The 17,387-nt window shown below is 35.5% G+C and carries 15 protein-coding genes; 10 read left to right on the top strand and 5 right to left on the bottom strand.

What is annotated here, in order from left to right; all coding sequences use genetic code 11:
- Window positions 1–83 precede the first annotated feature (83 nt).
- Window positions 84–1,271, top strand: a complete 1,188-nt coding sequence (locus HYG87_RS06320; protein WP_211532356.1) for an aconitase X — start codon at window positions 84–86, stop codon at window positions 1,269–1,271.
- A 15-nt stretch (window positions 1,272–1,286) separates the two neighbouring features.
- Here the strand turns inward: HYG87_RS06320 and HYG87_RS06315 are convergent, their stop codons facing one another.
- On the bottom strand, window positions 1,287–2,477 hold the full coding sequence (locus HYG87_RS06315) for a cation:proton antiporter domain-containing protein (protein WP_211532355.1): 1,191 nt from the start codon (window positions 2,475–2,477) through the stop codon (window positions 1,287–1,289).
- A gap of 241 nt (window positions 2,478–2,718) precedes the next feature.
- On the opposite strand from HYG87_RS06315, the gene HYG87_RS06310 reads away from it, so the two are divergent.
- The 3 genes from HYG87_RS06310 to pyrB all read left to right on the top strand — a co-directional run bounded on the left by HYG87_RS06310 (window position 2,719) and on the right by pyrB (window position 6,776).
- Complete coding sequence (locus HYG87_RS06310) at window positions 2,719–5,001, top strand: DEAD/DEAH box helicase (RefSeq protein WP_211532354.1); 2,283 nt, start codon at window positions 2,719–2,721, stop codon at window positions 4,999–5,001.
- Between the two features lie 39 nt (window positions 5,002–5,040).
- On the top strand, window positions 5,041–5,772 hold the full coding sequence (locus HYG87_RS06305; RefSeq protein ID WP_211532353.1) for a tRNA (adenine-N1)-methyltransferase: 732 nt from the start codon (window positions 5,041–5,043) through the stop codon (window positions 5,770–5,772).
- Between the two features lie 83 nt (window positions 5,773–5,855).
- On the top strand, window positions 5,856–6,776 hold the full coding sequence (gene pyrB / locus HYG87_RS06300; RefSeq protein ID WP_211532352.1) for an aspartate carbamoyltransferase: 921 nt from the start codon (window positions 5,856–5,858) through the stop codon (window positions 6,774–6,776).
- Between the two features lie 41 nt (window positions 6,777–6,817).
- On the opposite strand, the gene HYG87_RS06295 is transcribed toward pyrB, so the two are convergent.
- Both HYG87_RS06295 and HYG87_RS06290 read right to left on the bottom strand, forming a co-directional pair.
- Window positions 6,818–7,966, bottom strand: a complete 1,149-nt coding sequence (locus HYG87_RS06295; protein ID WP_211532351.1) for an orc1/cdc6 family replication initiation protein — start codon at window positions 7,964–7,966, stop codon at window positions 6,818–6,820.
- 1,275 nt (window positions 7,967–9,241) lie between these two features.
- A complete protein-coding gene (locus tag HYG87_RS06290) occupies window positions 9,242–9,736 on the bottom strand; it encodes a DUF2299 domain-containing protein (RefSeq protein ID WP_249164815.1) in 495 nt (164 codons plus the stop codon).
- A gap of 26 nt (window positions 9,737–9,762) precedes the next feature.
- On the opposite strand from HYG87_RS06290, the gene HYG87_RS06285 reads away from it, so the two are divergent.
- The 3 genes from HYG87_RS06285 (at window position 9,763) to HYG87_RS06275 (ending at window position 12,304) form a co-directional block, all read left to right on the top strand.
- Window positions 9,763–10,776 carry a cobalamin biosynthesis protein gene (locus HYG87_RS06285; protein ID WP_249164814.1) on the top strand — a complete coding sequence of 338 codons (1,014 nt, stop codon included), beginning with the start codon at window positions 9,763–9,765 and terminating at the stop codon, window positions 10,774–10,776.
- Between the two features lie 89 nt (window positions 10,777–10,865).
- Window positions 10,866–11,888: a cobalt-precorrin 5A hydrolase gene (locus HYG87_RS06280; RefSeq protein ID WP_211532350.1), complete on the top strand. Its 1,023-nt coding sequence runs from the start codon at window positions 10,866–10,868 to the stop codon at window positions 11,886–11,888.
- Window positions 11,889–12,049: 161 nt separating this feature from the next.
- Window positions 12,050–12,304, top strand: coding sequence for a UPF0147 family protein (locus HYG87_RS06275; protein ID WP_211532349.1), 255 nt, complete (start codon window positions 12,050–12,052; stop codon window positions 12,302–12,304).
- Between the two features lie 54 nt (window positions 12,305–12,358).
- Here the strand turns inward: HYG87_RS06275 and HYG87_RS06270 are convergent, their stop codons facing one another.
- Entirely contained in the window at window positions 12,359–12,937 is a 579-nt protein-coding gene (locus HYG87_RS06270) for a class II aldolase/adducin family protein (protein WP_211532348.1), read from the bottom strand.
- A gap of 83 nt (window positions 12,938–13,020) precedes the next feature.
- Window positions 13,021–14,661, bottom strand: a complete 1,641-nt coding sequence (locus HYG87_RS06265) for a DNA-directed DNA polymerase II small subunit (RefSeq protein ID WP_211532347.1) — start codon at window positions 14,659–14,661, stop codon at window positions 13,021–13,023.
- A 393-nt stretch (window positions 14,662–15,054) separates the two neighbouring features.
- Between HYG87_RS06265 and HYG87_RS06260 the strand changes: the two genes are divergently transcribed.
- From HYG87_RS06260 to HYG87_RS06250, 3 genes are all read left to right on the top strand, one after another.
- A complete protein-coding gene (locus HYG87_RS06260; RefSeq protein WP_211532346.1) occupies window positions 15,055–15,585 on the top strand; it encodes a hypothetical protein in 531 nt (176 codons plus the stop codon).
- Window positions 15,586–15,616: 31 nt separating this feature from the next.
- The gene (gene cobJ, locus HYG87_RS06255; protein WP_211532345.1) at window positions 15,617–16,675 is read left to right on the top strand and encodes a precorrin-3B C(17)-methyltransferase; all 1,059 of its coding nucleotides are present in this window, start codon (window positions 15,617–15,619) and stop codon (window positions 16,673–16,675) included.
- Between the two features lie 133 nt (window positions 16,676–16,808).
- Window positions 16,809–17,357: a potassium channel family protein gene (locus tag HYG87_RS06250; RefSeq protein ID WP_211534236.1), complete on the top strand. Its 549-nt coding sequence runs from the start codon at window positions 16,809–16,811 to the stop codon at window positions 17,355–17,357.
- Window positions 17,358–17,387 lie beyond the last annotated feature (30 nt).

Raw genomic sequence — 17,387 nt, 5'->3', positions numbered from 1 at the left:
ACTTTTTTTAAAAAATATTAAGGCCAGGGAAGATATATTCTAATTAAAAAATAATTTTATTTATTCATACTAAAGGGATTACTATGTACCTCACCGGTGAAGAAGAAAAAATGTACCAGGGCGAATATGGAGAAACCATTAAAAAAAGTATGGAGATTCTGGTAGCCCTGGGAGATATATATCAGGCAGAAAGATTGGTAAACATCACCTCCGCCCAGGTTTCAGGAGTATCATATAAAACCATAGGGGATGCGGGACTGGAGTATCTGGAAGATTTGGCCCGGGATACCCAGGCTCGAACCAGGGTGGCCTCCACCCTGAACCCTGCCGGGGTGGATCTGGAAAAATGGGAAGAATTAGGTTTTTCACCAGAATTCACCACCCAGCAGCATAGGATAGTGGAAGCCTATGGTAAAATGGATGTGATGACCACCTGTACCTGTACCCCTTATCTTATTGGTAACGTACCTTTAAAAGGTTCCCATATTGCCTGGTCAGAGTCTTCTGCGGTGGCCTATGCTAACTCCATTTTAGGTGCTATGAGCAACCGTGAAGGAGGACCAGGTGCACTTGCTGCAGCTATATGTGGTAAAACTGCCTGTTATGGTTATCATTTACCAGAAAACCGGAAAAGTGACCTGGTGGTGGAGCTGGAATGTGAAATACAGGGCACAGATTATGGGGCCCTGGGATACCTGGTGGGACAGACCGTTAAAGAAGGTAAACCCTATTTTAAATTAAAAAACCGTCCCCTTAATGATAATTTAAAGGGACTGGGTGCAGCTTTAGCTTCTTCTGGTGCGGTGGCCCTTTACCATATAGAAGGAATCACTCCAGAGTATAAGGATGCTCTTCCTGAAGAAGCAGATGATACACTGTTTGTGGATAGAAATAATCTGGAGGAAGTAAAAGAGAAATTATCTACCACCTCCCTTAAACCGGACCTGGTATGTCTGGGATGTCCTCATGCTTCCTTAGAAGAAATAAGGAAGGTGGCAGAAATCCTGAAGGGTAAAAAACTTAAAAATGATTTGTGGCTGTGTACTTCCATAAATATGAAGACTGCCGCAGATAGAATGGGCTATACTAAAATTATAGAACAATCTGGTGGCAGACTGGTATTTGATACATGTATGGTGGTGGCTCCTATTGAAGAGCTGGATTATGAGGTTATTGGTGTGGATTCAGCTAAGGCCGCCAACTACGTACCCAGTATGTGTGGCCTGGAGGTGGTTTTTGATGAAATAGAAAACCTCCTTGATTTAGATTAATTTATTTCAGGTAGACTAATCAGAACTTAAAAATCTCTCCCCGGTGAATTTTATGGCCGCCGCCCCCAGGGGTGCAGTTATTAGAATAGCCAGAACCGAAATAGCCAGTATGAGTTCCCCAGATATTACCCCTGCAGCTAATGGTAAGGGCCCTATAGCTGCTTGAACCGTGGCTTTAGGAGTATAAGAAACCATACAGAATACTTTTTCTTTTAAGTTGAGTTTACTTCCCAGTAAGGATAGGTAAACCCCACAGCTACGGGCTAAAAGACCACCCATAATTATAATCAGGCCCACCCATCCGGCCTGAAATGAAAGGGAAAGGTCCACCTGTGCTCCTACCAGTACAAAAAGTACTATTTCCGCTAAAAGCCATATACGGGCAAATTTTTGGGATAATTTATATCCCAGGTTAGGCTCCCGGTCAACCAGAACAAAGCCAATGATCATCACTCCCAGTAATCCGGCCACCGGTACCGTTCCCTTCAAAAGATCCCCCAATGCTTTAAGGAGTATGGCTGCTGCCAGGATGAGGAATATTTTTTCGGTGGCATTTATTTTCCAGTAGTGGAAGAGTTTTAACAAACCAATACCTATTATAAATCCACCTGCTGCTCCCAATATCAGGGATAAGGGTATTCCCAGAATCTGGTAGGTTAAATCAATATTAGCCCCAGTGTATGCCCCTAAAAATACTGAAAAAAGAGTGATAGATACCACATCATCAGCAGAAGACCCGGCCAGAATGAGAGTGGGTATTCCTCTGGCGGTTCCTTTTTTTTGGGAGATAAAGGACAGCATCTGGGTTACAATAATGGCCGGAGAAGATGCGGCCAGGATAAAACCCAGCATCCCTGCTTCTAAAAAAGATAATCCCAGTAGTTGTTGAGATATGAAGATGATAGCCACCCCTTCAATAACACAGGGTATAAAACTCATTTTCAGGGCATGGGAACCAACTTTACGGATAGCTTCCCGGTGAAGTCCCAGACCCGCCCGTAAAAGAATAATAATAAGTGCAATAACCCGTATATCCTCGGATAGATTTAAAAAGGATTCGCTGATTAAATTTAGTCCGGAGGGTCCTATCAGTATTCCCAGTAATAGTAATCCAAATAGTCCGGGAAATCCTATCCTGGAAAAAAATCGGCTGGCTAAAAGGCCCAGTAATATAATCAAGGCCAGAGTTAATGCTAAGACTTCCATTATTTCCACCATTTATAATATTATTTTTAATTATTGCATACTAATAAAATTGATTAAAAAAAAGGACTGATTAAGAAATTATAATCCCAAGGGATAAATTTTCCTTTTTTATTAAGCAGGAATCATCATCTTTTAAAAAAGAGACTATTGGTGGAACTCACATCACCATTATAAGTAATTTAAAGTCTATTTTTTACCATATATAAATCATTATATGTTCTCGTTTTAAATATAATTCATCATGGGAAAATACATTGCACATCCACTGATTAAAGTAGATAAAATTGAGTCCCGGCTTTATCAACAATTATTAGCTGCAGATGTTTTAAAAAAGGGTAATTCTATGATAGTGGCCCCTACTGCTTTAGGTAAGACTATTGTAGCAGCATTAGTGGCAGCCGATAGGTTAAATAGATATAAAGGATCCAAAGTGCTGGTATTAGCTCCCAGTAAACCCCTGGTAATCCAGCATGAAGAGAGTTTTCGGGATTTTCTAACCATTACAGCCACCTCCCTAACCGGGGCTATAAAAACTGATGATAGGAAAAAAAGGTGGCAGGAGTCGCAAGTTATATGTGCTACCCCTCAGACAGTTGAATCAGATCTACTTAATAATCGCTATACTCTAAAAGATGTTTCTCTTCTGGTATTTGATGAGTGCCACCGGGGAGTGGGATCCTATGCCTATGTTTATCTGGCGGGGCGTTATTTGCAGGAAGCTAAAAATCCTCTTATACTGGGGCTTACTGCTTCTCCAGGATCAGATAAGGATAAAATAAAGTCTGTTTGTGATAATTTATTTATTCAGGAAGTAATGATTAAGGGGGAAAAAGACCCGGATGTTAGTCCATATTTTAATCCAGTGGAAATAGAATGGGTAAGGGTGAAAATGGGTGAGGAAATGGAAAAAATTAAAACTCACCTGGATAAGGCCCTTAAGCACCGTTTGAAAATGCTTAAAAGTATGGAGGTAATTCCTACCATCTCTGTTAGTAAAAAAGATCTTTTACGTGCCCGAAATAAAGTACAAAATCGTATTGCCCGGAGTACCACCCCTCCTAAAGAATGTTATAAAGCCATTTCACTTTTAGTTGCAGCTTTTAATGTGCAGCATGCTCTGGAACTTTTAGAAACCCAGGGCATCAAAACCCTCCAGGAGTACTTTAAACGATTAAAGAAAAAGAATACTAAAGCAGCCCGGGGTCTGATGGTGGATGCTGATTTTGGGCCGGCAGTTACTCTAACCCGCAAAGCATTAGAAAAGGGTGTGGAACATCCTAAATTAGATAAATTAATTAAAATTCTAACTAAAGAACTAAAAAATGAGGGAGCTAGAGTAATTGTATTTACCCAGTATCGGGATACCCTGGAGTTAATACATAAGAGTTGTTTAAAAGAGGGTATAAATGCAGTTAAATTTTTTGGCCAGGGAAAGCGTAATGGGGAAAAAGGACTAACCCAAAAAGAACAAAAAGAGATTATAAAGGGTTTCCGTAAGGGAGTATATGAGGTTTTATTATCCACCAGTGTGGCCGAAGAGGGTATTGATATCCCGGCGGTGGATCTGGTGGTGATGTATGAGCCGGTTCCTTCAGAAATAAGAATGATCCAGCGTCGTGGCCGTACTGGTCGAAAAGAAAGCGGACGTATGATGGTACTTATTACTGAAAAAACTAGAGATGAAGCTTATTACTGGTCCAGTGTCCATAAAGAAAGGAAAATGCAGGAAGAACTTGGTAAAACGGCACTATTAGATAATCTGGAATTGAACTCAGGAAACCTGGTGGATATGAATAAAGATTCCGCCCTGAATTCTATTAAGGAAAATTCTAAACTAATAGAAAAGCAGGATCGGCCCTTAATCTATGCTGACTCCCGGGAAATCAATTCCAGGGTGCTGCGTGAACTTGATAAACTGGATGTTCAGGTAAAAATAAAGCCTCTGGCAGTGGCTGATTACCAGATTAGTGAAGAAGTAGCCATTGAAAGAAAAACAGCTTCGGATTTTGTTAGCTCTATTAAAGACCAGAGACTGAATAAGCAGGCCAAAGAGATGGTGGAAGAATTCAACAAACCTCTTTTGATTTTAGAGGGGGATAATCTGTATTCTGGATTTATAAATCCTAATTCAATTAGAGGAGCTCTATCAGCAGTGGCTCTGGATTTTGGAATCCCTATAATACCCACCCGTTCCCCAGGGGATACTGCCGCCTTGATACGCAGGATTGCTATAAGAGAACAGATGCATAATAGACCAGAAATCCAGGTTAGAACTGATAAAAAGCCATTGACTTTATGGGAACAGCAGCTCTATGTGGTGGAATCCTTGCCTGGTATTGGACCGGTTAATGCCCGAAAATTAATGGAAGAGTTTGGTTCGGTGAAGGAAATATTTAATGCCTCCATTGAAGATTTGCAAAGGGTAGATGGGATTGGTAAAAAAATAGCTAGAAATATTAAAAAAGTAGTGGATAGTAGTTTTAAAAAAATAAATAAAGACCCGGAACAAAGTCTTATTAAATAATACCTAGTTTTCTTATAAATTTTATTTAGGTGATCAAATTTGAGAATTTTAATTGATGAGAGAGGTAAAAAGTACCTGGTTAATGCAGAAAAAGATTTCCAGAGCGATCTGGGAATCATAAAAAAAGAAGCCCTGGAAGAGGCCCAACCAGGAGATACCCTGCTTAGTCATCTATCCCGGGAATTTAAAGTAATTAAATCCAATGTAAATGATTTTATTGAGCTTATGGAAAGGAGATGTTCTATCTTACTTCCTAAAGATATTGGGATAGTTATTTCCTATACCGGTTTAGGGTGTGGTGATAGGGTGGTGGATGCTGGTACCGGGGCCGGAGCCATAGCTTTGCATTTTTCCAATGTGGTGGGAGAAAAAGGAATGGTCTATTCCTATGAAATAAGGGAAGATTTCTCCATAATTGCCCAAAAAAACCTGGATCAATTCGGAATAAAAAATATTGAGCTGAAGAATCAGGATGTAAAAGAAGGAATTAAAGAACGTGATGTGGATTTAATTTTCTTTGATCTACCTAAACCATGGGAAGCTGTTGATATAGCATTTGGAGCTTTAAAAACAGGAGGATGGTTAGCAGTATATGCACCCTACATTGAACAGGTCCAGCTTCTAAAGAAAATATGCAAAAATGCTGGTTTTGAAAATTTCAATAGTTTAGAATGTATATTAAGAGAAATTGAAGTTAAAGTAAAGGGCACCCGACCTAAAACCAGGATGGTGGGCCATACTGGTTATCTGGTGTTTTCCCGTAAATTATAAATTAATATATGATTGGAGAGATTTATTAAGGGTATAGTTATAAAAAAATTAATCAAAAAATGTTTTCTTCAGGGAGTCGAAAAATGTCTTTTACTCTAAAAAATATTATTTCTATTAAAGATTTTTCAAAAAAGGACATAAATGAAATTCTTAAATCTGCTGAAAGTTTAGAAGCGGTGGCCCGATCCAAAGAAAAATCAGATAGTCTTACTGGAAAAATATTGGGGATGATGTTTTATGAACCCTCTACCAGAACCAGATTATCCTTTGAAACCGCCATGAAACGATTAAATGGAGGAGTGATTGGTTTTGCTGAAACTGGTGCTAGTTCAGTGACTAAAGGTGAAAATTTAGCTGATACTGCGCGGATGGTTGCAGAATATGCAGATGCCCTGGTGATAAGGCATGATCTGGAGGGCGCGGCCCGTTATGTATCGGATATGGTGGATGTTCCGGTGATTAATGCTGGTGATGGGGCAGGTCAACACCCTACCCAAACCCTGCTGGATCTCTTCACCATGCAGAGGATAATGGGGAAAATAAAAGGATTGAAAGTGGCTTTAATTGGTGATTTAAAATATGGAAGAACAGTTCATTCTTTATCTTATGCCCTGGGTATGTATGGAGTAAAAATGAGCTTTGTATCTCCTGATGAGTTGAAAATGCCCCCGGGTATAGTGCATGATTTAAATCAAAATAACGTGGTGGCCCAGGAAACTTCAGATATTAACGAAGTTCTGGATGAGGTGGATGTATTGTATGTTACCCGGATCCAAAAAGAGCGTTTCCCCGATCCAGAGGAATATTCCCGGATAAAAGGTGCCTATCGAATTGATTACGATTTAATTAAAGGAAAAGATTTAATTGTAATGCATCCTCTTCCTAAAATGGATGAAATTGCCCATGAAGTGGACCATACACCCTATGGAAAATATTTTGAACAGGCTTTTTATGGAGTACCGGTGAGAATGGCCATTTTAGAGTCACTGATTAAATCATTTTAAAAAATAATTATTATAAAATATTTCTTCTAAAAAAAAGGGGTTTACATACCCCAGATAGCATCTTCCAGTACAGTGGTATCACACTGGAGGTCAATAATATTAGTACGACCTTTAGCTCTACCTCTAGAAACGGTGTTGGTGGATATAAGCCCTAACATTTCCAGTTCATTTATGAAATCAAATATTCTACGGTAAGAAACACTATCTCCTCTGGAAACATCTTTATATACTTCAAAAAGCCTGCCTGATGTTATTTCTTCTTTACGTTTGGTAAGATAGAGTATGGACTCCAGCACCCGCTGCTGCTGACTGGGTAAGGTCATGATTATGTCAGTTATTTTATTATGTTCAATGTAATCCTTAGCTTCCCGGACATAGTCACCCTGTACAATATCTGATTCTTTCTCATCAGATAGTTCTCCTGAAGTTCTTAAAAGATCGAGAGCATAACGAGCATCTCCTTCTTCTTTTGCTGCTAAAGCAGCACATAAGGGTATAACATCATCCCCTAAAGCGTTTTCTTTAAATGATAATTTGGAACGTTCTTCTAATATATCCACCAGTTGTTGAGCCCCATAGGGAGGAAATACTATTTCCCGGTCCCTTAAGCTACTTCTAACCCGGGGTTTAATGAATTTTTTAAAGTCCACATAGTTACTTATTGATAAAATAGAGACATTGTCCGTCCGGGTTAAAGTATAAAGTAAACCATCACCATCATTTCTAAGAAGTATATCTATTTCATCCAGGACCACCAGTAATATAAGATCCTTTCCAAATGCATTTTTTTTAAACAGATTACGAAAAGTATTGATAACTTCTGCTTTAGTCCATCCCCGGTAGGGAACATCTCTACCCATCTGTTGACATAAACGGGCAATAACCTGGTATTCTGTGGTATAATCTGTACATCGTATATATTCTGTTCTAATATTCAAATCATTATTTTTAGCTGCTTCTTTAAGTTGCTTCATGGCAAATTTCGCCACTGCTGTTTTACCGGTACCGGTTTTACCATAAATAGTGATATCTGGCGGGGTTACATTATTCAAAGCCTCAATCCAGTACTTGGCAATTGATTTAATTTGTTCTTCCCGATGAGGTAGATTATCAGGTAGGAACCTGTGATCTAAATATTGTTTATCAGCAAAAACTGTCTTTTTTTCTCCTAACTCTTCAAATATATTCATACGACCACTCTAAATCAATTGATTACTAACAAAAAAACAATAGAACCCCCGGACTATTGTCACAAAAAACTGAAATAATTTCAAATAACTAAAAAATACCTTTAAATATGTTAAGATATTAATTGAAAGCTTTTAATTCCTTTTTTAGAAATAAAAATTATAATAAATATTATTTCTAATTTAAAAAATCCTGTTTATCCTATTAACTGATGACAATATAAAGGTATGTTTCAAGTGTAAAAACATTAGATGAACTATCAAATAAAACTTTTTATTATTTTTTCAGTACTTTAATATTAACCATAAAAGGATACCTATATTTCCAGTGTAAAAAATAAAAATCTTCTATAAAAAATAGGGATAGAGACACCTGTTTCCACTGTAAAACCAAAAAAATCCATAAAAAAATATAAGAGAGACATTGATTTCCAGTGTAATTAAAAATTAGATTAATTTAAAAAAGATAGAGACACCTGTTTCCACTGTAAATAAAAAAATATAATGTGGAAATTAAAAGAGAGAGGTGTATTTCCACTATAAATAAAAAACATATTAAAAGCGAATTTAAGACATGTATTTCCACTGTAAAAAAATTATTTAAAAAAAATCAAAATAATTTTAAAAAATGCTTAGAATAGTTAAATTTAAGATCTAAAGTTAATTAATACTTTAAAATAAATAAAAATTAGATTATTGCTATATTTAAATTTAAAGTAGAGATCATAAAAATATTATTATAAATGATTTGTATAATAATATTTGAATTTATTGAAAAAAATTTAATATAAAAAAATTTTATAGACATTTTTTACACTTGCAACCTATGTCTTTTTTCTGCATATAGTACCTTTTTTACACTTGCAATACATCTCTTTAATAATTTCATTATACAGTTTCATATTTTACACTGGAAACCTACCTCTCTCTTCCAACTTAGTTCAGGATTAAATATTTTTTTACACTTGCAATGTACCACTCTCTTAAAATTATAAATTCCCAGGTAAAAATCTTATATAAAACCATTGTTTTTTATAAAAAGAATTGTTAAATTTTTTTCCAGGAATTTAGTACTAAATTAAGCTTTAAAATAAATTTAAAATAAAGAAAACTTATTTCTAATTTATTTTACACTTGCAATGTACCTCTCACTTAGGATTTTAGATTGGTTTAAAATCAGTTTCACTTGCAATGACCCTCTCCCTATACTAAATATTCGAGAAATCAGGTTTTAATTAAAAAAATGAATATTAAAATAAAAAAATATAAAATATTTAATTAAACAAACATACTATCTGATGGTTGGGATTTTCCAGGACCATTAGCCTCAGCAGATCCAAAACTCTCCTGGATTTTCCAGAGTCCCTGCAACTTCGCTCTGAAAACTTTTTTTATAACGAGTATCAACCTGTCTTTAGTTAAACCATCTTCATAAATTTGATCACTTATAACGTAGCTTTGTAATACGTTATCCGGGTGCTGAAGCTGGAAATCCACCAGGAAATTATTTAAAGAGAATCTAAAATCCCAGATGAATTTTTCTTTTTCTTTATTATTCAGGTTCTGAATTTGGGAGGTATGCTCTGGACTTACATTAGTAGCACATCCAATTACCACCATGTCATCTTTACCCTTGGGTTGAATGACATCTATTACATGTCCTTCCGGGTAATTGACAATAAAATGAAAATTAGAATTCTCATCAGGTATTTTTTTCTTAAAGAAACCTTCATCAGCCAGCCATTTTAAAATTGTATTTTCCATATTTGACATTCACTCACCACATCCTGCTTATTAATATGATTTCTATCTCCACTCATATACATTTTAGCAATAGCCTTAATAAGGTACTGCCCTCTAAAAAATTGTGTATGGAACTAATCTTTTTAATAATATTTTTCGGTGCCATTGTACTTGATTTGACAATGGGAGAATTACCAGTAAACATACATCCTGTAGTATGGATGGGAAAATTGATAAGCTATCTAAAAACTTTCTTAATTAAGATCAACTCTAAATTTTCCGGATTTATTCTCACTATGCTGCTCCTAATACTATTTATAGTACCTTTAATTTTATTATTAAAGATCCTGAGTTTTAATCTAATAATCTACATCTTTTTTTCTCTGGTAATCCTTTCTACTACTTTTTCTATTAAATTCCTTATAAGTTCTATTCAGGACATTAAAAAAGATTTAAAATGTAATTTAGAAATAGCCCGCCAATCAATGTCATTTTTGGTAAGTAGAGATACAAAATCACTCAAAAAAGAGGAGATTGTTTCTGCAGCCATAGAAACCTTAAGTGAAAACATAACAGATTCAGTGGTAGCCCCCTTATTTTACTCAGTGCTATTTGGTATTCCCGGAGCCTTTATTTACAGGATAATCAATACTCTGGATGCTATGGTGGGATATAAAGATGAAGAAAACTATTTAATTGGATATTTCCCCGCTAAAGTGGATGATATCTTAAATTATATTCCAGCACGCTTCACAGGAATTATACTGGTAGTTTCATCATTAATTTTAGGATTTAACTGGAAAAACAGCTGGAAAGTGATGATTAAAGATGCGGGAAATACACCCAGTCCTAATTCTGGATATACTATGGCAGCAGTAGCTGGTGCTCTCGAGGTAAGTCTGATTAAACCAGGGGTGTATAAACTGGGATCACCTCAAAGGGATTTAAATCCAGAAACAATTAATGATGCTATAAAACTAACAAAATTAACTATAATCATTTCTATAATTTTATTAATAGTTTTACAACTTATTTTATTGATTTTAGTTTTCAATAAGGCTTTTATTTAACTTAAAAAATAGTTAATCGAATTTTTAGTTAAATATATTATCCCTGGTAGGCAGGGATTATATACTCCCTGCTATAAATTATTGGAAAGATGAAAATTGCAATTGTAAGTGTTACCTCTCCCGGGAGAAAACTGGCTCTAAAAATAAAGAACATTTTATTAGAGGATCCTGTGGTAATTAAAGTGGATACCTTTCATAAAAATGTGAAAGATAATTTAAATCAAATCATTGCTTCTTATGATTCTATAGTGGGAATTATGGCCACGGGAATAATGATTAGATCCATTTGTCCCCTTCTTAAAAGTAAAACAACCGATCCGGGTATCCTGGTTATGGATGAAAAAGGTAAACATGTCATAAGTCTTTTATCAGGTCACTTAGGTAGAGCAAATGATCTGAGCTTAAAAATTGCATCATTAATCGGAGCGCAAGCAGTTATAACCACTGCAACCGATATTAATCAAATAATAGGCATAGATACTCTGGCTTCCCGTTATTTCTGGGAAATTGAAAACCCGGAACTTATTGTTGATTTCAATCAATCTCTCCTCCAGGGAGAAAAAATTGGATTACTAACCAATTCCTGTATTTGCTATCTTTTTGATAATCCTCAGGTGGGTGGAAGCTATTATTTAGTAAATAAAAAAAAAATCAGGGACCATAATTACCTTTCTATTAAACATAATCAGATAAGAGCCCTAGCTGAAGATAAAATACTTAACATAACCCCTAAAAAGGTGGTGGTGGGTTTGGGAAGTAGAAAAGGAGTCACCTGCTACCAGGTACTTCAGGCCATGAAAGAAACTCTGGAGAATCTAAAATTACCCTTAGATAGGGTGGATTTAATTGCCACCGGGGAAATGAAGAGTAATGAAAAAGGAATTATGGAGGCAGCTTCCTATCTGGGGGTTCCTCTGGAAATTGTGTCTATTAATGAACTTAAAGCTTGTAAGTCTCCTCAGTGTTCCACTTCACCTCTGGTGAAAAATAAGTTTGGAATAAAAGGGGTATGTGAGCCATCGGCTCTTATAGCAGCTGGTGAAAAATCAAAACTAATCATTAAAAAGGTTGCTCGTTATAAAGTTACGGTTGCGGTTGCTATTTCTAATTAAATCAGTTTCTATCTTAAATTTTTTATTTTCAGGCTGCCTTAACCCGGATTAAATTTATACCAAAACCTTTTTAAATCATGTTATATAAACCACAATGGATATACGCTAATTAAATTAAAATTAATTTAATATTTTTCTAGATTTTATATGGAGGAGTTATTATGAGTAACAGTACATTTAATCGCGTTTCTGAAATATTAAAGCATATTATGGAAGACACCAGTGTCCCCCGGAATATAAGAAGAGCAGCAGAAGAATCCAATGATATTTTAAGTAAAAAAGATGAAGATGCAACAGTACGGGCCAGTACGGTTATATCTATTCTGGATGAAATCAGTAATGATCCTAATATCCCTATACATGCCCGAACTTTAGTATGGGAGATACTAAGTGAATTAGAGTCTATTAGAAACTGATTTTTATATTTTAATTAGTTTTTAGCTTATTTTAACCTGGAATTAACTTTTTAATTAAATTTTGCCTCCCAGTTGATGGCAGATAAATTGAGTTTTGGCAATTTCTTCTACAAATTCAGCCAGAGCTCCAGCTTCTTGCGTATCTTTTCCAACAGCAACTACACCATGGTTTTTTAAGATAATAACATCTTCATTTTTTATTATTTTTGAAACATTCTCTGCTAATTTTTTGCTACCAGGGGTGTAATAGGGAATTTCAGCCAGGTAAGGTTTAATTACAGGTCCAAAACCTTCCATTCTTTTAATTTTTTTCTCTGAAAATGAAAATCCGGTGGCATAGGGGGAATGAGTATGAACAATTCCCTGAATATCAGGACGTGCTTCATAAATCTTAAGATGTAAAAATAATTCAGAGGAGGGTTTACAATTATTGAGGGATTCACCTTTCATATTCACCATGGCAATATTTTTATTATTTACCTGAGATAGGGAAACCCCTGTAGGGGTAATAGCCACCACGTCTCCCTGAGGATCCTTAAATCTAGCACTAATATTTCCTGCTTTTCCAGATACAAGATTCCTATCAAAAACATATTTTGATGTATCTAACACATTTTTAAAGAGTTCTATCATATTTTAATCCTCATAAACATTAATTAGCATGCCTTAAACGATTTAAAAAAAAATCATAATTATAATTTAATCAATCTTATTTATTAAAATTTTAACACCTTAAATACTCCCTGGTGCAGTACCGGAACTTCTCCACAGGTAGGAACAATATTATATATCTTCTGGAATTCCGTCTGGGATTGGAAGGTACCGGAATTAATCAGATGCACCCCTTTGTATTTTTTATAGGAGTTTATATGCACATGACCGGTGTGCAGCACATGAGGGATTTCATCAATAACCAGATGATCCTCTAATTCTGATGCTAAAGGAGTTCTTTCTCCATATATAGGGGCAATATGTCTTTTTTCCATCAATTCTTTCATGATAAGGTCGGATTGTTCGTGTGACATTCCTTTTACTGTCATGGCCATGTCATCAAAACTTCTACCATGGTAGATAAGAGTTTTTAATCCATCCAGGCTAACCAGAGCAGGATTGGATACAAATTCCAAATTTTTTAACTTGTAAAGGGCTCCGGCATATTCTTCCGGTACTGCCGGCTGGGGTTCTGCTACCCGGGAGGCATCGTGGTTTCCCGGGGCTATTATAATTTTTATATTCTGACGAATCTGCCCAAATAAACGGGCGGCTTCATCGTACTGCAAGGTAATGTCTTTTATAGTTAATTCTTTATCTTGATGGGGATAGATTCCTATTCCATCTACAATATCCCCTGCCACCACCAGATATTTAACACTAGCTGCGATTTCTCTTTGTTCCGGGCTGCCAAAATCACCATTAATCCATTGAATAAATTTATTAAATGAGTCCTCTAAAAAGGTGGAGCTTCCAATATGCACATCGGAAATAAATACCACTGAAAAATCCATTTTCTTTTCTTCTACACGGGGAACACCAGGATGAATTATCTCTGAAGCAATAATCAGATTTCCTTTACGACTTCCCACCACTCCCAGTACTTCATCTCGAACCAGAGTTTCTGATTTATCAAATAGCTTATGGTTCTCGTTATGCACCAGAACACTGATTTCCCCACTTTCATCCTCTAATTCAATTATTTTATGATTATTTTTAGTGGTGCGTACTTCTTTTACCATTCCAATAATTTTTACAACATCCTGAGACTGGTAGATGTCAGCTATAGGTGAATAATCACTAAGATCTTTTCTTTTTTTAAGAAAATCCCGTATTTTATGATATCTACTGGAAAAATAAGAAACTATATCCTTTATATTCCCACTGGTATATGATTTTTTACTGGTGTCCTTTAAAATTTTAAAATCAAAATCAGCATCATCAACACTTTCTAAAATCAATTCAACCTCATCTGAATTTTGACTTATAATATCTTCCTTTAAATCTTCTGTTTCCTCAATATTCTCTAAAATTTTATTTTCATTAAAAGTTCCTAATCCTGGCTTTTCTAAAGTTTCTGTATCTAAATTAGAATTTAAAATACCAGAAGGGGGCTCAAGCTTTATTTCAGTTTTTACCTTTCCCCCCACCGGTTCATCAGGGGAATTTCCATTTTCTTTCAGGAATTTATCTACCATGTCCCCGGTTACGATGACCAGATCCTTTTTATTATAGTTACGGGATAGATCTGCTATCAGGGAAGAACTCAGACTCAGTGGATCATCATAGAGACTGATTTTTTCATAGGCAATTTCATTTACCAGTATTCCGGCATTGGCAAATTTAAAAATAATATCGGGACTCATAGGGTATCTTCACCTGTTAAATATAATACTTACCTCTCATTAAGGTGTAACTTAAGGTAAGATAAAATTTTTATAATTAAAAATATTATGGTTTATTAATTAAATTAATTTTTCCTCTTATTATCTGATATTTAGAGCCCAAATTATTAATATCACCTAATCATATAAATACAAAAAATTTTAAAAGTATCTACACATATTATATGGGATGAACTCTAATTGGGATTAAAAAAATTTAAAAAATAGGGCAATTTTTACTCTCTATTGACTCATATATCTTTATTTAAAATTTATCAAGAAAATTCAGGCTAATTAGCTGGTCGGATAATAAATTTAAACAATTAAAATAAATTAAATAATATAAGGTCCTTTTTATTAAAATAAGGTGATTTTTTGTCAAGAATAGTCAAATTTATACTTTTTCTAGGATTTTTCATATTTTTCTTTGAAGCAGGTTTGATAAGTTCCTATACCATTGTAACTTCTGAACCTCCAGATGTAGGTAAGTTAATAGATATGCAAATTAACCGATTAATGGCCATTTTTGATATCAGGGAGGATGTGACTTCCGCTTTAACTCAGCCTCCTGAGGCTTTGAATATTACAAATACTAATCAAGTAGGGCAGGAATTACAGAGTAAAAGTCAGCTGGATGGTATTGATTTAAACACACTTAATATAACCACTTATGCTGATAGAAGTAATGAACCCTTCCTGGTTAATATTACGGCCATGGGATATAAAGAGGATGTAAGTGGGGGAAATTCTTCCGGGGGACAGATAGTTATTACTCCCAGTTCAGATTTCATGGTTAAAGCTACCGCCATGGCCAAATATAGAAGTCAGGGTTTAGAAATTGATATACTGACCATTAAAATTATTTCTATAGGCCGAATATATAATCAAGCAGTAAACCCCAACTAGAATATTTTATTTTACAAAACATGGTGATTTCATGATTAGTATAGTGGGTATCGGCCCTACCAGAGATGATATAACCCTGCGAGCCCTGGAGGCCATAAAAAAAGCAGAAGTGGTTATTGGCTACAAAACTTATGTGAATTCTGTAAATGATCTTCTGGATGGAAAAGAAATAATTAAAAAAGGAATGGGGGATGAAATTGTCCGGGCAGAAATGGCCATACAAAAAAGCCTGGAAGGTAAAAAAGTGGCCATTATTAGCTCAGGAGACCCGGGTATATTTGGAATGGGTAATGTTTTTTTCCAGCTGGTGGGAAAATACAGTGACCTGGAAGTGGAAGTGATTCCCGGGGTTACAGCTGCTAATTATGCAGCTTCCTTATTAGGGGCACCACTCCATGATTTTGCGGTTATCAGCCTTTCGGATATTTTAACCCCACTTGGAGAAATAAAAAATAAAATTGAGCATGCAGTTAAGGGGAATTTAATCATAGCTTTATATAACCCACGGAGTAAGACCCGTATTAAACCATTTAAAATGGCTCAGAAAATTTTACAAGAGCATCTGAGCCCTGAAACACCACTGGGAATTGTCCAGACTACTGTTTCCGGGCCTGAAGTCAATATTATTAATTTAAAAGACCTGGAAGAAGACATGATTAATATGTCCACCGTTTTGATAGTGGGTAATTCCACCACTTATGTGGAGGAAGGTTTCATGATAACTCCCCGGGGATATGTGGTTTCTGGTCCCATCCACCCTCTTTCCCAGGAATTTTACCAGAAATTTATTAAAGGAGAACAGACAACTGGCCCTAATACCAGTTGTGAATATTACCCCTGTCACTCTCATCCACAAAATTGCACCTTCTGTTACTGTCCTTTTTATCCCTGCGGAGATGGTTCTACAGGAGGCCGATGGATAAAGGATAAGGGAGTTTGGAGTTGCCAGGGATGTGAATGGATACATAAAAATTCCACCGTGGATTGTATAATGGAAAAAATACCAGATATCCTGGAAAAGACCGAGGATTTAAAAAAGAAGAAAAAAGATCTTTTAAAACTTAGAAGAGAATGTATTATGAAAAGATAGCATCACTAAAGTTTTATGTAATCTTTTCCACATAATTATTTAATAAATAATTTTATTCAATCCACACTACATCAATACTCGATAGAAGGGAGGATGAAAGGTGTCAAAAAGTGTTAAGGATATATTAATTGAAATGAAAAATCTCTCAGAACTAATGGTGGACTTGTCATACTCAGCACTACTTTTCAATAGCAAAGATGCTGCTGAAGAAGTAATTAAACTTGAAAATAAGGTTAATCGACTTAATTATGAAATCAAAAAAGAGTCTTTACTGGCAGCTCGATCAGTGGAGGATGCGGAAAAATTAACCGCTCTTTTGGAAGTAGGCGAAGCTGCAGAATCCATAGCTAATTCAGCAAAAGACATAGCAGATCTGGTACTTAAAGGTATAAAACCTCACCCTGTATTTAAAATGGTCATGGAAGAGTCTGATGAAATAATTGTCAGAGTTACTATTGGAAGTGGCTCAGATTTATCTGAAAAATCACTGGGTGACCTTTTACTGGCCACCAGAACCGGTATGAGAATAATTGCTATTAGAAGAAATGAGTCATGGATTTATGGTCCAGATAGAAACACCATACTTTCCGAGGAAGATACCCTTATAGCTAAAGGAAACGAAGCTGGGGCCGATTTTTTGGAAAAACTGGCCAAAAACGAGATGAAATTAGAAGATCTCTAATAAAAAAAACTTAGGTGAATAACTCATGTC

The organism is Methanobacterium alkalithermotolerans (genome assembly GCF_018141185.1).
Taxonomy (GTDB): domain Archaea; phylum Methanobacteriota; class Methanobacteria; order Methanobacteriales; family Methanobacteriaceae; genus Methanobacterium_F; species Methanobacterium_F alkalithermotolerans.
The sequence above is the reverse complement of the archived record's forward strand: the minus strand, read 5'-3'. Positions and strand labels throughout refer to the sequence as shown.

Excerpts from the sequence above, each read along its gene's own strand:
- HYG87_RS06275 (WP_211532349.1), top strand. The coding sequence starts at position 12,050 with ATGAGTAACAGTACATTTAATCGCGTTTCTGAAATATTAAAGCATATT.
- HYG87_RS06315 (WP_211532355.1), bottom strand. The coding sequence starts at position 2,477 with ATGGAAGTCTTAGCATTAACTCTGGCCTTGATTATATTACTGGGCCTT.
- HYG87_RS06310 (WP_211532354.1), top strand. The coding sequence starts at position 2,719 with ATGGGAAAATACATTGCACATCCACTGATTAAAGTAGATAAAATTGAG.
- HYG87_RS06295 (WP_211532351.1), bottom strand. The coding sequence starts at position 7,966 with ATGAATATATTTGAAGAGTTAGGAGAAAAAAAGACAGTTTTTGCTGAT.
- HYG87_RS06280 (WP_211532350.1), top strand. The coding sequence starts at position 10,866 with ATGAAAATTGCAATTGTAAGTGTTACCTCTCCCGGGAGAAAACTGGCT.
- HYG87_RS06265 (WP_211532347.1), bottom strand. The coding sequence starts at position 14,661 with ATGAGTCCCGATATTATTTTTAAATTTGCCAATGCCGGAATACTGGTA.
- HYG87_RS06285 (WP_249164814.1), top strand. The coding sequence starts at position 9,763 with ATGATTTCTATCTCCACTCATATACATTTTAGCAATAGCCTTAATAAG.
- HYG87_RS06270 (WP_211532348.1), bottom strand. The coding sequence starts at position 12,937 with ATGATAGAACTCTTTAAAAATGTGTTAGATACATCAAAATATGTTTTT.
- HYG87_RS06290 (WP_249164815.1), bottom strand. The coding sequence starts at position 9,736 with ATGTCAAATATGGAAAATACAATTTTAAAATGGCTGGCTGATGAAGGT.
- HYG87_RS06320 (WP_211532356.1), top strand. The coding sequence starts at position 84 with ATGTACCTCACCGGTGAAGAAGAAAAAATGTACCAGGGCGAATATGGA.
- HYG87_RS06250 (WP_211534236.1), top strand. The coding sequence starts at position 16,809 with ATGAAAAATCTCTCAGAACTAATGGTGGACTTGTCATACTCAGCACTA.
- pyrB (WP_211532352.1), top strand. The coding sequence starts at position 5,856 with ATGTCTTTTACTCTAAAAAATATTATTTCTATTAAAGATTTTTCAAAA.
- cobJ (WP_211532345.1), top strand. The coding sequence starts at position 15,617 with ATGATTAGTATAGTGGGTATCGGCCCTACCAGAGATGATATAACCCTG.